Origin of the sequence: Acinetobacter sp. YH12023 (genome assembly GCF_013420135.1) — a bacterium.
Lineage (GTDB): Bacteria > Pseudomonadota > Gammaproteobacteria > Pseudomonadales > Moraxellaceae > Acinetobacter > Acinetobacter amyesii.
Window position 1 is genome coordinate 62,562 of record NZ_VOYU01000013.1, and the last position, 14,623, is coordinate 77,184.

Here is a 14,623-nt window from a genome sequence, read left to right on the forward strand (position 1 = left end):
TTTTTTTGGATACTGAATACATCAGATGTGCACTCGATCACATAAAAACAAGGATAGGTCATGAAATTACTCTCCCGCTTGAAAAACACAAAACTTGGATCATCAATCGAATATAAAATTAAACCACGTAAAGTGAAATTTGAGTGGCAAGATACCCAAGTTGACTGGGTGCCCAACCAACCTTTTGTCAGCTATTTTATTAATGAAATTAACATGATCTTACCGGCTGGTGAGTTTTGGTTTTGCCGTCTGTATAACAAAGTATTGCCACAAATTAGAGATGAAAAACTAGCAGAGGACGTTAAAGCATTCATCCGCCAAGAAGCCATGCATGCTCAAGCACATAACTCTGCTAATAAAGAATACTTATCTCAGCGCAATATCAGTATTCAACGCAACCTTGAGATCATGGACTTTCTCTTTGGCAAACTGCTTGCGGACCAACCTCTAGGGCTCAACGTACCCAAAGCCTTGGATCATCAATGGGATCTCTTTCGTTTAGGGGTGATTGCAACTGTTGAACACATGACCTGTGTACTAGGCAAATATGCTTTATACAACAAAGAGTGGGAACGACTAGGCGCTGATCCGAATATGCTCGATCTAGTAAAATGGCATGGTGCAGAGGAAATAGAACATCGTACCGTGGCTTTTGATTTGTATCGTCATCTCGGTGGGGGCTATATTTCTCGCTATTATCAAAGTGTGATCGTGATTGCAGCCGTACTTGGTCTATGGGTCGATGGTGCAGCACATATCATGCAGCAAGACTCGCGCTATGCATCGATTAAACCTGCCGTATATAAACCGTGGATTTGGCGTGAATGGGCGCGTATCGCGCAAAAAGACAATCGCTTATTGCCACATCCACTTTGGTTAGTGTCACAGCAATTGGGGTATTTAATGCCTTGGTACGATCCTGTACATGAAGCAAAAACTGAAGATGCGATTGCATACCTCGACAACTCTCCTGCTGCAAAACGTGCCGCACTGAAAGTTGCATAAACACCATTTAAAATCTGTATTAAGCAGGGTTCGCCCTGCTTTTTAGTGCTCACATCCATTTCGCTCTATTTTTTATTGAGCAATCAACAAACTTAAGATGAATAGGGTCGTCATAAGTTCGAGGTTTAAAGTACAGTTCTTCCGAACTCCCTATTCTCTTTAAAATGCATTTATATTCAGCCTCATCCTAAAATAAAAATACATCGTTCAGGAGCATCTCCATGCACGCTCACATCTCCGTCATTACACTGGCCGTGAATGATTTACATTCTGCATTTGCGTTTTATCAGGAGGGTTTAGGTCTAAATAGCGCAGGGATTATTGGGACTGAATTTGAACATGGCGCTGTGGCATTTTTTGATTTACAACACGGTTTAAAGCTCGCACTCTGGCCGCAAGATAGCCTTAGTCATGACACAGACGTCAATACATCAGTATTTTGTCCAACTCAAATGTCTCTTGGACATAACTTTAAAAGTCCCGCAGCCGTCGATCAAATCATGCACCAAGCCCAACGCGCAGGTGCAAAAACAATTAACCCCGCACAGCCCACGTTTTACGGTGGTTATACAGGCTATTTTCAAGACTTAGATGGGCATCTGTGGGAGATCGTCTACAACCCACATTTTAGTTCTTTATCTGCTTAATTCGACAACGCAGGTTCATCTACATCTCGCGTATGACGATCAACCACCACGCTAATCATCATATCACCCTGTACATTCACCACAGTCCGTACCGTATCTAAGAGTCGATCTATCGGCAGCAATATCGCAATCGCTTCTGCAGGGAGTCCGACTGATTGTAAAACCATAATCATCGTCACCATTCCAGCGCTTGGAATACCCGGCGCGCCGAGTGACGCAATCATGGCGGTTGCACAGACAATTAACTGCTGACCCAAGGTTAAATCTAAGCCCATCAAGTTGGCAATAAACAAGGCAGCAGCAGCTTCATACAGCGCTGTACCATCCATATTCAACTGTGTGCCCAATGGAATCACAAAACCTGCTGTTTGAGGACGTACGCCTAAATTTTCCTGCGCACATTTCATCGACAGTGGCATCGTTGCTGAACTTGAACTAGTTGCAAAAGCAGTGATTAAGGCAGCTCGTGTTCCTCTAAAAAATGTCAGTGGGCTCATTTTCCCAAAAATCCATAGCAGCAGAGGTAACACCACTGCCCCATGGAAAATCGTCGTGCCAGTGACCACCGCAGCAAACTCCGCGAGGCGACTCAACACCGAAATATCTTCGGTAGCAATCAATTTAGCCAATAATGCAAAAATACCAATCGGTGCAAGCTTCATCACCCAGCCGATGATCATCATCATGATGTCGAAAAATTGCTGACTGAGCTTTCTCACACTTCGGAACTTTTCACCGCCTTTGACCAAGGCCACACCGAGAAATAGTGAAAACACCACGACTGCGAGTACGTTGCCATCACTAAAGGCTTTAAACGGATTAATCAGTGTATTTTGAATAAAATTGGTAAAGAATGAACCTGCTGTGAGGGTGTCAGGACTTTGATGCTGTTGCATTGCATCTTGGAACATGACGATGTCCACGCCCTGCCCGACTTTAAAAATATGCGCGCATGCTAGACCCAAGATCAGTGCCAAAGTTGTGGTAGTGACACAGCACGCTAAGGTAATTTTCCACGTTCGACTCAGCTGACCACCCGCTTGTAAATTCGATACCCCCACCACGATCGAACTAAAGATCAGCGGAACCAAGATCATTTTCAGCAAACCAATAAAAATACTACTGGCAATCCCCAAGCCATACAGGCTGGCGGATAAAAACTGCGTCTCTGGAAACTGAATTAATAAAAACCCAAATGCCACACCCAATATTGCGGCAATTAAAATCTGCGTATTTAAGCTCATTGTGCCTTGCATTTATCATCCTTTATTCAGGCACTATGCCATGCGACCCACCGGGAATCGAGGAATTTTTTGTCACATGTACTGCTGCAATTCTGCAAAGCACGAATTCAGCCCCATTCAACGTATACTGTAACCTAACTAGATAACTCCATTCTGCAATTAAGTTCATACAAATAAATGATGGACATAAAAAAACCGAATCAGAAGATTCGGTTTTTTCCAGTATTCAGCTTTTACGACTTAACACATAGTGCTCAAAGCTTATTGCGTTTCAATTTCGCGTAAACGGATCAAGCCTTCTTGTGTCGTACTACAGACCAGCTCACCGTTTTGCCACATGCGACCAAAATTTAGACCACGTGAACTAGCGCTGACGGTGGCATCCATGTCATAAAGCATCCATTCATCTACACGGAATGGCTTATGGAAATACATGGCATGGTCAATACTCGCACACTGTAAACTTGGTGATAAATAACTTAAACCATGTGGACGTAGTGCAGTCGTCATCAATGTAAAGTCTGAATAGAATGCTGCAATGGCCTGATGTAAAGAGATGTCATCAACATCGGCAGCAATCGTGTCATGGGTACGAATATAGTGTGCATACGATGGCGCAGCAGGCTGCGGTTGGTACGGGTTTTGCGGATCAATCGGGCGAATTTCCACATGGCGGTCGCGCATAAAAGATGCACGGACGTTTTCAGGGACAAATTCCACCATCATTCTTTTCAGCTCAGCTTCAGATTTTAAATCTTCCACGGCTGGATATTCTGGCTCTGCAACTTGGTAGTTCAACCCTTCTTCTTGCTCTGCAAATGACACCATACACATAAAAATGGTTTTACCATGTTGAATCGCACGAACCTGACGACTCACAAAACTGCGTCCATCGCGAATACGATCCACTTCATAAATGATCGGTGCATTGATATCACCGCCGAATAAGAAATAGGCATGTAAGGAATGGGCAGGTCGATCTGTTGTATAAGATGCCGCACGTAGCGCCTGACCTAAAACCTGTCCACCAAAGACACGTTTCCCGACCAAATTTCGGCTTTGCCCACGAAAAATATTTTCTTCTAATTTTTCAAGACTGAGTAAATCAACCAACTCTTGTGTTAAGGCATTCATAACAAACCTATCTATCATTCGGGATTAAGCTAATGCAGGCAACATCAACAGATGTTTAAATATATTTTCCATTTTGCCATAAATCCAGACTAAAACCCTAAAGATTCGCTGACTGATCTGTCACCTTGCTGATGCAATATAACTGCTAAAAATACGTTTTTTAACGATAAAATCTTACAATATCTATGCAATTTGTCAGAAAATGACATACAGTTTTTAAGTACAATTACGCAGAATAGATTCCCCTCAGAATCTCTGTGGTTTGGTCATGAAAAGTAGGAGTTTGTATGTCCAAGAGCGGCTTTGGTCAGATGTATCGAAAGCTTTCGAGTAAACTGCTTGACCTTGTGGTAACACCGCATGTTTTAGGTGAAGTCCCTGTAGAACCTGTAGTGACTGAAACCGATACAGATACCGGCGTACAGACAACGAAAATTACCTGCTACGTTCTGCAAAATCATTCACGGAGTAATGCTTTAATTGTCGATGGTGAAACCCGTCGTTTAAAGCTACACCCTGCACTCGACCCAATGACTGTGGGTACGCAAACAGAAAAAGCCTCTGTGGTGTTTTTACAACATCATGATGAAGACAACTTACTCAATCCACCGCCACATGCCTTTCCACCTCGTTTATTACGTTTAATTGAGGTTTTGGAAAAAAATCCTAATGCGGATGTTGAGCTCGTTCCTGTAACCGTGCTGTGGGGCCGTGAACCCGATAAAGAAGATTCTTGGTTTAAATTATTATTTACCGATACATGGTCTACACCAAGCAAAGTGAAGCAGCTGGTCAATATTGGTTTGCACGGTCGTCAATCGTACCTTGAATTCCATGAGCCACAGTCTTTGCGTCGTTTGGTTGAATATGCCAAAACTACACATCCAAACTTGTCACCTGCGACTTATATTGTTAGCACACTGAATGATTATTTAGATGCGCAGCGTGAAGTGGTTTTGGGTCCGGATTTATCTGACCGTCGTAATGTGATGCATGGCCTGATCAAATCTACGGATGTGCAAGATGCGATTCGTCGTGAAAGCATTCGCAGTAAAATCAGCATGGTTGAAGCTGAACGTCGTGCGATTGGTTATTTAAATGAAATCGTTTCTGACTATTCTGCATCAACAGTACGTTTTGCTGACTTAGCCCTGACTCGTCTGTGGACACAGCTTTATGATGGCGTCGAAGTGCATAACTTCAGTACCGTTCGTGAACTGGCCAAAGACTACGAGATCATTTACACCCCATGCCATCGTAGTCATATCGACTATTTATTATTGTCATATGTGATCTATAAGCGTGGTTTGATGGTGCCGTACATTGCTGCGGGCGATAACTTGAACATGCCATTTGTCGGGCAAATTTTACGTGGCGGCGGTGCGTTCTTTATTCGTCGTTCATTCCGTGGCAATGGTCTCTATACCACCGTATTTAAAGAATACCTCTATAGTATTTTGGCGCGCAATACACCACTTGAATACTTCATCGAAGGGGGTCGTTCACGTACTGGTCGCTTATTACCACCGAAGACTGGCATGCTCGCGATGACTGTCCATGGTCATTTACGTAATCCAGCCAAACCGATCGTGTTCTTACCGACCTATATTGGTTATGAGCGTTTAATGGAAGGTGCGACCTACGTTGGCGAAATGAATGGTAAGCCAAAAGAAGGCGAATCAATCATCGGGATTATGAAAACACTGCGTAAGATCGAACGTATTTTCGGTAAAGTTCATTTGAACTTTGGTGAGCCGGTTTTCCTTGATGATATGTTGAAACAGCATAATGCAAGCAACATCAAAATCGAGAAAAATGACGACCCAATTCCGCCAGAAGTTTCGGATGCCATTAACAGTTCTGCACACGTGATTTTAGAAAATATTAACCGTGCAGCAGTGGTGAACCCAGTTTCATTGCTTTCACTGATTTTATTGGCAACATCTAAACATACTTTAGATGAAGAGATTTGCATTAAGCAGTTAGACACCTATCGCGATCTTTTAAATGCCTTACCTTACGATGAGCGCATGCAAGTAACACCGCTGTCAGGTAAAGAAATCATTGCTTATGGTTTAAAACTCAAGCTGATCAAACGTGTTAATCATGTCCTTGGCGATATTATTGCCATTGCTGATAATCAAGCGGTGCTGTTAACCTACTTCCGTAACAACATCCTGCACGCATTTATTTTGCCATCACTCATTGCCGCTTTGGTTGAACATAATGGTTCAATTCGCCGTGGTGATTTGATTAATGTCATTCGTACACTGTATCCGTTCTTAAAAGCTGAGTTATTCCTCAAATGGAATAATGAAGAGCTTAAAGATCAGATCTGTGCGTATGCTGAAGTGCTGATCAAAGCCAAGCTGATTTCTGAAGATGCAGAAGGCAACCTGATCTCCCCTGCGCCTAACTCAGAGCAGCACAATCAGTTAGTGGTCTTAGCTGCACCTGTGATGCAAAGTCTTGAGCGTTACTACATGACTTTGGCTTTAATCACACAACGTGGTTCAGGCAATATCTCGACGCGTCAGGTTGAAGAACTCAGTCACTTGGTTGGTCAACGTCTATCTGTGTTGTATGAATTTAACTCGCCTGAGTTCTTTGATAAGGCCTTATTCCAAAGCTTTATTAAAGTCTTAACACAACAAGGTTATATCAGCACCAATGAAAACAACGCCATTGTGTTTGATGAAAATTTCCAAAATGTTGCGCAATATGCCAACCTCGTTTTGGATGATGTGACCCTGCAAATGTTGCAGCACATTACGACCTTTAGTGATGAAGAGTTAAAAGAAGCACTTGATAAAGTTGCTGCGGAACAAGCTAAAAAGCGCTTGAAACGTAAGAAAAAATAAACGGTTCTGATTTTTTTCACTATAAAAGCAAAAGAATTTGAGCAAAATTAGGGACAAGTTGTAAAAAGCTTGTCTCTATTTTTTGGACTATACAAAAGTATTTAATATTTTCTTTTTTAAAATTAAGGTATGTACATTCCAAAATTTTGGATTTCCATTGGCTAGCGGTTTATTGCCTTTAAATTCATCGATATAAATAATATCAAAGTCCGCATCAAACAATTGTTTAAGCTCTTCCTGTTAAAACCTATAAATTTTTCAGAAAAATTATTTACCCAATCATCATCTTTCCCTAACAGTTGTATGAGTAAGATGCCTTGCTCACTTAAGGATTCCTGCATTTTCTTTAAAACACTTTCAAGCGAATCCGTTGAACAAAAAATAAACTGAATAAAGCAATAATTAAACTAGCTTCAGGAAAGCTATAGTCTTCAAAGGCCTGATTAGAAAATAAAAAATTCTTATTGTCTTTAAATTTAATTAGACAGATATTTTTAGCGTCAACAGACGGATCAAATGCATATACTTTAAAATGATGACGGAGTAGAAATGATGATTCATTTCCTGCACCACAACCACAATCAATCGCGATCTTTGGTAAATTCTCAAAATAACTCAAAGCTTTTTCCAAAATCGGTCTATGGGGTAGATTCTGAGTAAGTTCAGCAAATGATTTTGTCATTATTTAATTTTTAGCCTTTGAGATCCATTCGAAAATTTGAACAATCCATGTTGTAAAAGACCTATCTTATTCATTTATAGAATTTTTTTTAATACTCACCAAGCTGCACTGAAATTTATACGTCACACCAATTTTACACTACACATCACAATCAATCGTGCGCCAACTTAAAACCACTCTCCATCATCCGCGTTGCATAAAGCTTTTTCCCTGTTTCTGCTTCGCACTCTAAAACCAATTCGGGTAAATGCATAGCTCTTTGCAATTCCAAGATTCGCTCATGCAAGGGTTGAGGTTGATTATTAGTACAAATATATGATTTTTCATGATGTTCCACGTGAAGTAGATGACACAGAAATTTTGCCAAATCATCGATATGTATTCGATTTGACCAATGGATATTGGGATAGTGATGAGTCGTTTCTGCCAGTTTCTGCATTCGTGTTGTCGATGTGCCATAAATCCCAGATGGACGTACGATCACGCATTCGGTAGGAAATGCTTGTGAGTAGTGATGCTCCATTTCAAGTAACAACATCCCCTGCTCATCGATCGGTTGTGGCACAGTGTCATCATCAATGCGCTCCCCCGCATGTTCACCATAGACACGAGTGGACGACACCACGATTAAACGTTGTATTGGATGACTTGCTAATGCTTGAACAATCGGCTGTACAGAATCGACATAAGTGTATCGATAAGCATCCACAGCATTGAATTGAGCATGACGTGCAGGAGCCAAAAGAACATAGACAGCATCAATCGGTTGAACCTGCGATAAATCCAGTTGGTGAACATCTTGGATTAAATGTTCTGCAAAATCATCCTCTTTCGCACTACGACTCACTGTGGTAATTTGGTGACCTTGCTGAAATAATTGTTTAGCAACACGTTGCGATGTTTTACCATAACCGATAAATAGAATATGCATCAAACGACCTATTCTCAGAACTGATCCATTTAGATCATATAAACCGAAGTTGAGGGGACATGGCTTACGTCCATCAATTGCAAGGGGTTGGCAATGCCGCCGCTGCTTTACTTGAAAAACTAAATATTTTCACGACAGATGATCTTTTGTTTCATCTGCCACGCGACTATGAAGATCGTAGCACGATCATCCCCATGAACCAATTGACCGTGGGTCGAAGTTATTTACTAGAAGGCACGGTCAAAAGTATCGACTTCCCACCCGGTAAGCGTAAATCGATGGCCGCCCTACTGGATGACGACTGTGGCAAAGTTACTTTACGTTTTTACCATATCTACAAAGGCATTACTGATCGGGTAAAACCGGGCAATCGTTTACGGATTTTTGGTGAAGTCCGTGTTGGTGCTCGTGGCTTAGAAATGTATCATCCTGAACTACAGGTAATTACTGAACACACGCCTTTACCACAAACCCAACTCACTGCGATTTACCCTGCAACCGAAGGCTTAACACAGCCCAAACTACGTGAATACGTCAAACAAGCACTACAGTTATATAGTGATGACTTACCTGAATTACTGCCAGAAAAATTCACCAATGGCTATGCACTAAAACAGGCTTTGGACTATATTCATCATCCCCCTGTCGATGCCAATATGTTGCAACTGAGCCAAGGTTCTCATCCTGCACAGCAACGTTTAATTTTCGAAGAATTGGTTGCCCATCAGGTCAGTTTACTCAGCCGCCGTGCCTATATTCAACAAATCGAAGCACCGTCTTTCTCTGCAAGCAAGAACTTCACCAAACAACTTTTAAGTACGCTGCCATTTGAAATGACCGGCGCACAAAAACGCGTGTCCAAAGAAATTGCGGTCGATCTGAAAAAGAACAAACCTATGCTTCGACTCGTACAAGGCGATGTAGGTGCAGGTAAAACTTTGGTTGCAGGCGTTGCAGCCTGTCATGCTCTTGAGGAAGGTTGGCAAGTGGCCATGATGGCGCCGACAGAAATTTTGGCCGAACAACATTATCTAAATTTCAAAAAATGGTTTGAGCCTATGGGACTGACCGTGTCTTGGCTTTCCGGTAAACAAAAAGGTAAGGCTCGAGCTGCGGCAGAACAATGTATTCAAGATGGTTCAGCCAATTTAGTGGTCGGCACACATGCTTTATTTCAAGACAATGTACAATTTGCCAAATTGGGTTTAGTGATTATTGATGAACAACACCGTTTTGGCGTCGATCAGCGTTTGGCGCTACGAAACAAAGGTCTCAATGGCATGACACCGCATCAACTTGTGATGACGGCAACCCCTATTCCTCGTACCTTGGCCATGTCGGCTTATGGCGACTTAGATACCTCCGTCATTGATGAACTGCCGCCCGGTCGTACACCGATTCAAACAGTCACTATTCCACTTGACCGTCGTGAAGAAGTGCTACAGCGGATTGCCAGCAATTGTGCTGAAGGTAAACAAGCCTATTGGGTCTGTACCTTAGTTGAACAATCAGAAACTTTAGATGCTCAGGCCGCTGAAGCGACTTTTAATGAAATTAAAGAACGCTTTCCAGACCTCAATATTGGTCTTGTTCACGGCAAAATGAAGGCCGATGAAAAACAAGCAGTGATGCAGCAATTTAAAAATAATGAATTGCAATTACTGATTGCAACCACAGTGATTGAAGTCGGTGTTGACGTCCCAAATGCCTCAATCATGGTAATTGAAAATGCAGAACGCTTAGGGCTTTCACAATTACATCAGCTACGTGGTCGTGTAGGGCGTGGTGCCAAAGCCAGTTTCTGTGCTTTGCTGTATAAAAATCCTTTATCGCAAAATGGGCAAGAGCGTTTACGCATCATGCGTGAAACCAATGACGGCTTTATTATTGCTGAAAAAGATTTGGAAATTCGCGGCCCCGGTGAACTTCTCGGCACCAAACAAACGGGAGATATGGGCTTTCGTGTAGCCAAATTGGAGCGAGATGACCATTTACTCAATCAGGCACACTATGTGGCTCAACAAGTCCTAAATGATTATCCTGCACAGGCTCAAGCCCTTTTAAAACGATGGCTGCCTGAAGCACCTCGTTATGCCTATGTATAATTAGGATGACAGATCGATCATCCTAAAATACAGATTGGCTTTAACGAATAAGCTTGTCGAACAGGTTTCTGTGGTGTCGTGATTGCACTTCACAGCAATCTGTGCAAAATACTCAAAAAAGAATGATTAGAATAAAAATATGCTCCAATCCATCCAACATTTCATCCGAAAAGGAATGCAGAGCGTTTCCCCTTGCCTGCTCTGTGGTATCGATCGACAACAACATCATTCGCTTTGTACTGACTGCTGGGAACAACTGCCTTGGTTTAAACAAATGGTTAATCGCCATGAACACAGCATCTCTTGTGCCTTTCACTATGATTTTCCAATAGATCGCATCATCCAAAGCTATAAGTATGAGCAACAATTGCACTATCAAAATTTACTGGCACAGAGCCTTTTAAGCATGCGCTTAGCTCGAGTTCAGGCCATTGTTCCCATGCCTATTTCAGTTGAACGCCTCAAAGACCGTGGATACAACCAAATGCTGCTCGTTGCACACATGATGGCAAAGCAATTGCGCATCCCTGTTTGGCAACCCGTGATTCGTCAAGCACAGCACGCTCAAAAAGGTTTAAGTCGGCTAGAACGCCTAGAAAATATCGAACAGCAATTTATTATAAACCCAACTGAAAAACGCCGTTTCCGTAAAGTCCTCATCATTGATGATGTGGTGACCACGGGAAGTTCAATCCATGCTCTAAGTACGCTGTTACATCAGCTACATTGCACGCAGGTATATGCCGCATGCATTGCTGCGGCACAGCCTTAGTTTCAAACACCAACCTCTAAAGAAAATGAACAAGCGAAGCGGTTTAGCTTTCAACAAGAGATCGAGTCTGCTGCTTCACCCAAGGAATCACCACCTCACGTGTTAAAGGGGCGAGTTTTGTTTGTGTATCATCCAAGCTGACCCATTGCATCGCTGCAATTTCCGCATCAATTTTCGGTTCACCTTGCAACTGGACCAGATAGACATAACTCACCAGTAGATGATCGACTTCGTTCGCAGTACCCGTTTCAAAACGACCAATGAATTGCTCAATCTGCGCAGCGCAGCCAATTTCTTCCTGAATTTCACGTAGCATGGTGATTTCAGGAGCTTCATTGGGTTCTAATTTTCCACCTACTTGCATAAAGAATGCCGTGTGTTTTTTACGAACCACTAAAAGTTCATGCTGTTCATTTAAAATAATGGCTGCGGCAACAGTGATAATTTTCATCTATCTTGTTCCAAATCGGCGATAAAGGCTGTACGTTCAACCATGCCCCATTTCGGCTCTGGCGCAGTGAAATGTTGAAACTGCTCAACAATCGTTTCAATATTATCTTCTGCAATTAAGCCTTCGATAAAACGCGGATGGGTAAAGCCTTTTTCTGCAGTTGTTTTTAGAAAATTCAATAAATCGTCATAAAAACCATCTACATTGAGAAAGGCACATGGCTTTAAATGAATGCCCAATTGAGCCCACGTCCACTGCTCAAAAATTTCCTCTAAAGTCCCTGCTCCACCGGGAATCGCTACAAATCCATCCGAGAGTTCAGACATTTTGGTTTTCCGTTGTTGCATATTTTCTACCACATGCAATTCGGTTAAATCTGGATGTGCCAATTCTTTATCGACCAAGACTTTTGGAATCACCCCAATGACTTGCCCACCTGCACGCAAAGCACTATCTGCCACGACACCCATCAAACCTGAACGGCCACCACCATAGACTAATGTAATACCTTGGGTCGCTAAATGACGACCGACTTTTTCAGCAACCTGTAAATAGATAGGATTGTTACCAAGGGCGGAACCACAGAAAATTGCGATAGATTTCATTTATAATCACCATCAGATCAGGAGTACTATGCTGGAAAAATCAACTTTAAACAGATTTTTTCATAAAATAATCATTAGAACAGTGTTTTTAAGCAAATCCTTGTCTAAAATACACCCATTCATTTTTAACTTACTGCGTAAGGGGAAAAGACAACATGCTTGAAGCCTTTTACGCGACAGAGCGCGGTAGCTTAGAAGATGTCACCATCAATGGTGACTTCGATTTACATCAGGATTTAGTCTGGCTCGATCTCATTGCCCCATCCCAGGAAGAACAGCAATGGATTATGGATGCCTATGATCAAAATTTACCTACATTAAAATCATTAGAAGATATTTCGTCGAGTGCACGATTCTACCGTGATGACGACGGTATTTTGCACATCAGCACCTATTTTTTAACGAAAAATAAAAATTTTCAGGTCGATGGCGAACCCGAAGAAAATGCCAGCACCTTAGCTACCGTACAAACAGTTGCCTTTATTTTACATAAAGAACGCTTATTCACTTTACGGGGTGAAAAGCTGGTGGCTTTCCGTGCCTTTCGTGCCCGCGCGCGTCGCAATGATTATGAAATTGACTATAAAGATCCAACTTGGATTTTATTGGGTCTTTTAGAAGCCAAACTCGATGAGCTTGCGGATATCTTGGAAGATATCCACAAGGACTTAGAAAAGTATTCCACAGAAGTGCTGAATAACCGTCATCGTGAGATGATTTTAGACTTAGATGACATGATTACCCGACTTGCGCATTTAGAAGATATGCTCGGGAAAGCTCAGCTGTGTCTGATCGATTTACGTCGTGTTCTCACCTTCCTGTCACGTCCTCGGGCCTTGGGCAGTCATATTTATGATGCCGACATCCGAGAACTCAGTGAAGACGTGCGCTCTCTTGTTGAGCATGATGCCTTCTTGTTCCAAAAGGTTCGATTCTTACTGGATACCACTTCTGGGTTCATTAACACCGAACAGAACGATACGATTCGTCGATTCTCGATTTTACCAAGTATGCTTGCGCCACCGATGTTAGTGGCTAGCGTCTATGGGATGAACACCGATGTACTGCCATTCGCGCATGGTACAACCAGTTTTATCGTGGTCAGCTTAATAATCGTGGCATTCTTTATTGGCCCATTGATGTACTTCCGCTGGAAGAAATGGATTTAATCCGTTCCTATTGCGTAGACTTGCGAGAGTTTCTTGTCCCGCTGAAATAAAAAAAAGCACCTTACGGTGCTTTTTTTAGATCAATTGCAAGTCATGCTCAAGATGACAGGCTTGAATAATCTTCATCATTTTTTCAGGGACTGCTTTAAACTGCAAACCTTGCGCTTTTGGCGTTTGACGTAACCAACGGACCAAAACAGCTAAAGCCAAAGTACTGCCATGCTCAAGCTCAGCAAGATTGACCACTAAGGGAAAAGCTTGCTGTTGTTGAATCAATTTCAAGCCGTCTTGAAAGTACAATTCGGCATTGTTGTAATCGATTTTGCCTGAAACCATCAATTCTTGTTGATGAAGTTTAATCACACATCACCTATCTTATTTTTTCTTGTCCAATGCTGCATCAGCATCAGGTTTGAAGTTCGCAATTGCTTTATCAATGTTACCGCCATTACGTTTTACAGTTGCCGCAAACTGATTACGGAATTGTAAGCCTAGATCGATACCCGAAACGTTGATATTACGGATTTTCCATTGTGAACCTTTATCCGCCAACTGGAAAGAGACTGGAATTTTTTCACCGTTGTTATGGAAATCAATCGTTACAACAGGGTTCTTACTGTTCGATGCTTTATAAGGACGCATGCTATATGTTTGGTTACTAAACTTAGCAAAAGCTGAACCATAGTTTTCGATCAGTGTTGCACGGAAGTTACGTTCAAACTGCGCACGTTGAGCCGCTGAGCTGTATTGATTCGTTGCATAAGTACCCATCACGATACGTGTGAACGCTTGTGAATCGATATACGGGTCTAAGTTTTGACGAACAATCGTTTTCACAACCGCAGGGTTATTTTGTAGTTTTGCGTGGTCTGCTTTTAAACGTGTAATGAGGCCATCAGCCACTTTTTTTACAAATGCAGGTGGTGCTTCGCTTGGAGCAGCAAAAGCTGTACCTGCCATCATAGTTGATAAGATACTTGCTGTAAGCGTCTGTTTTAACAATGTGTTCACTTAATT

Annotated in this window: 13 protein-coding genes and 1 pseudogene; 6 read left to right on the forward strand and 8 right to left on the reverse strand. The window is 42.1% G+C overall.

The features are described from left to right. Window positions 1–60 precede the first annotated feature (60 nt). Both FTT92_RS13975 and FTT92_RS13980 read left to right on the forward strand, forming a co-directional pair. Window positions 61–1,005, forward strand: a complete 945-nt coding sequence (locus tag FTT92_RS13975; protein ID WP_180021608.1) for a metal-dependent hydrolase — start codon at window positions 61–63, stop codon at window positions 1,003–1,005. Between the two features lie 221 nt (window positions 1,006–1,226). Continuing rightward, complete coding sequence (locus FTT92_RS13980) at window positions 1,227–1,652, forward strand: VOC family protein (RefSeq protein WP_180172393.1); 426 nt, start codon at window positions 1,227–1,229, stop codon at window positions 1,650–1,652. Here the strand turns inward: FTT92_RS13980 and FTT92_RS13985 are convergent. Together FTT92_RS13985 and FTT92_RS13990 are read right to left on the reverse strand one after the other, a co-directional pair. Beyond that, complete coding sequence (locus FTT92_RS13985; RefSeq protein WP_171525930.1) at window positions 1,649–2,908, reverse strand: dicarboxylate/amino acid:cation symporter; 1,260 nt, start codon at window positions 2,906–2,908, stop codon at window positions 1,649–1,651. The two genes, FTT92_RS13980 and FTT92_RS13985, sit on opposite strands and share 4 nt — an antisense overlap. Before the next feature lie 249 nt (window positions 2,909–3,157). Beyond that, window positions 3,158–4,030, reverse strand: coding sequence for an acyl-CoA thioesterase II (locus tag FTT92_RS13990; RefSeq protein ID WP_180026061.1), 873 nt, complete (start codon window positions 4,028–4,030; stop codon window positions 3,158–3,160). A 287-nt stretch (window positions 4,031–4,317) separates the two neighbouring features. On the opposite strand from FTT92_RS13990, the gene plsB reads away from it, so the two are divergent. Beyond that, complete coding sequence (gene plsB, locus FTT92_RS13995; RefSeq protein WP_180172394.1) at window positions 4,318–6,891, forward strand: glycerol-3-phosphate 1-O-acyltransferase PlsB; 2,574 nt, start codon at window positions 4,318–4,320, stop codon at window positions 6,889–6,891. Window positions 6,892–6,978: 87 nt separating this feature from the next. Here the strand turns inward: plsB and FTT92_RS14000 are convergent. Beyond that, window positions 6,979–7,573: pseudogene (locus tag FTT92_RS14000) on the reverse strand (methyltransferase domain-containing protein). A gap of 151 nt (window positions 7,574–7,724) precedes the next feature. Continuing rightward, complete coding sequence (locus FTT92_RS14005) at window positions 7,725–8,504, reverse strand: NAD-dependent epimerase/dehydratase family protein (protein ID WP_180106906.1); 780 nt, start codon at window positions 8,502–8,504, stop codon at window positions 7,725–7,727. Window positions 8,505–8,563: 59 nt separating this feature from the next. On the opposite strand from FTT92_RS14005, the gene recG reads away from it, so the two are divergent. Together recG and FTT92_RS14015 are read left to right on the forward strand one after the other, a co-directional pair. After that, window positions 8,564–10,609: an ATP-dependent DNA helicase RecG gene (recG, locus tag FTT92_RS14010; RefSeq protein WP_180106904.1), complete on the forward strand. Its 2,046-nt coding sequence runs from the start codon at window positions 8,564–8,566 to the stop codon at window positions 10,607–10,609. 139 nt (window positions 10,610–10,748) lie between these two features. Next, window positions 10,749–11,381: a ComF family protein gene (locus tag FTT92_RS14015; protein ID WP_180172395.1), complete on the forward strand. Its 633-nt coding sequence runs from the start codon at window positions 10,749–10,751 to the stop codon at window positions 11,379–11,381. 43 nt (window positions 11,382–11,424) lie between these two features. Here FTT92_RS14015 and FTT92_RS14020 read toward each other — a convergent pair whose 3' ends face one another. Then, window positions 11,425–11,832, reverse strand: coding sequence for an NUDIX domain-containing protein (locus tag FTT92_RS14020; RefSeq protein ID WP_180172396.1), 408 nt, complete (start codon window positions 11,830–11,832; stop codon window positions 11,425–11,427). After that, window positions 11,829–12,437 carry a TIGR00730 family Rossman fold protein gene (locus tag FTT92_RS14025; RefSeq protein WP_180172397.1) on the reverse strand — a complete coding sequence of 203 codons (609 nt, stop codon included), beginning with the start codon at window positions 12,435–12,437 and terminating at the stop codon, window positions 11,829–11,831. The genes FTT92_RS14020 and FTT92_RS14025 overlap by 4 nt, the downstream gene beginning before the upstream one ends. 155 nt (window positions 12,438–12,592) lie before the next feature. Between FTT92_RS14025 and FTT92_RS14030 the strand changes: the two genes are divergently transcribed. Then, window positions 12,593–13,606 carry a CorA family divalent cation transporter gene (locus FTT92_RS14030; RefSeq protein ID WP_078189297.1) on the forward strand — a complete coding sequence of 338 codons (1,014 nt, stop codon included), beginning with the start codon at window positions 12,593–12,595 and terminating at the stop codon, window positions 13,604–13,606. A 75-nt stretch (window positions 13,607–13,681) separates the two neighbouring features. Here FTT92_RS14030 and FTT92_RS14035 read toward each other — a convergent pair whose 3' ends face one another. Further along, on the reverse strand, window positions 13,682–13,942 hold the full coding sequence (locus FTT92_RS14035) for a lipid asymmetry maintenance protein MlaB (protein ID WP_218951593.1): 261 nt from the start codon (window positions 13,940–13,942) through the stop codon (window positions 13,682–13,684). A gap of 39 nt (window positions 13,943–13,981) precedes the next feature. Continuing rightward, window positions 13,982–14,617, reverse strand: coding sequence for an ABC transporter substrate-binding protein (locus FTT92_RS14040; protein ID WP_180089554.1), 636 nt, complete (start codon window positions 14,615–14,617; stop codon window positions 13,982–13,984). Window positions 14,618–14,623 lie beyond the last annotated feature (6 nt).

Excerpts from the sequence above, each read along its gene's own strand:
- FTT92_RS13975 (WP_180021608.1), top strand. The coding sequence starts at position 61 with ATGAAATTACTCTCCCGCTTGAAAAACACAAAACTTGGATCATCAATC.
- FTT92_RS14020 (WP_180172396.1), bottom strand. The coding sequence starts at position 11,832 with ATGAAAATTATCACTGTTGCCGCAGCCATTATTTTAAATGAACAGCAT.
- FTT92_RS14035 (WP_218951593.1), bottom strand. The coding sequence starts at position 13,942 with ATGGTTTCAGGCAAAATCGATTACAACAATGCCGAATTGTACTTTCAA.
- FTT92_RS14025 (WP_180172397.1), bottom strand. The coding sequence starts at position 12,437 with ATGAAATCTATCGCAATTTTCTGTGGTTCCGCCCTTGGTAACAATCCT.
- FTT92_RS14030 (WP_078189297.1), top strand. The coding sequence starts at position 12,593 with ATGCTTGAAGCCTTTTACGCGACAGAGCGCGGTAGCTTAGAAGATGTC.
- FTT92_RS13985 (WP_171525930.1), bottom strand. The coding sequence starts at position 2,908 with ATGCAAGGCACAATGAGCTTAAATACGCAGATTTTAATTGCCGCAATA.
- FTT92_RS14015 (WP_180172395.1), top strand. The coding sequence starts at position 10,749 with ATGCTCCAATCCATCCAACATTTCATCCGAAAAGGAATGCAGAGCGTT.
- recG (WP_180106904.1), top strand. The coding sequence starts at position 8,564 with ATGGCTTACGTCCATCAATTGCAAGGGGTTGGCAATGCCGCCGCTGCT.
- FTT92_RS13980 (WP_180172393.1), top strand. The coding sequence starts at position 1,227 with ATGCACGCTCACATCTCCGTCATTACACTGGCCGTGAATGATTTACAT.
- FTT92_RS14005 (WP_180106906.1), bottom strand. The coding sequence starts at position 8,504 with ATGCATATTCTATTTATCGGTTATGGTAAAACATCGCAACGTGTTGCT.
- plsB (WP_180172394.1), top strand. The coding sequence starts at position 4,318 with ATGTCCAAGAGCGGCTTTGGTCAGATGTATCGAAAGCTTTCGAGTAAA.
- FTT92_RS13990 (WP_180026061.1), bottom strand. The coding sequence starts at position 4,030 with ATGAATGCCTTAACACAAGAGTTGGTTGATTTACTCAGTCTTGAAAAA.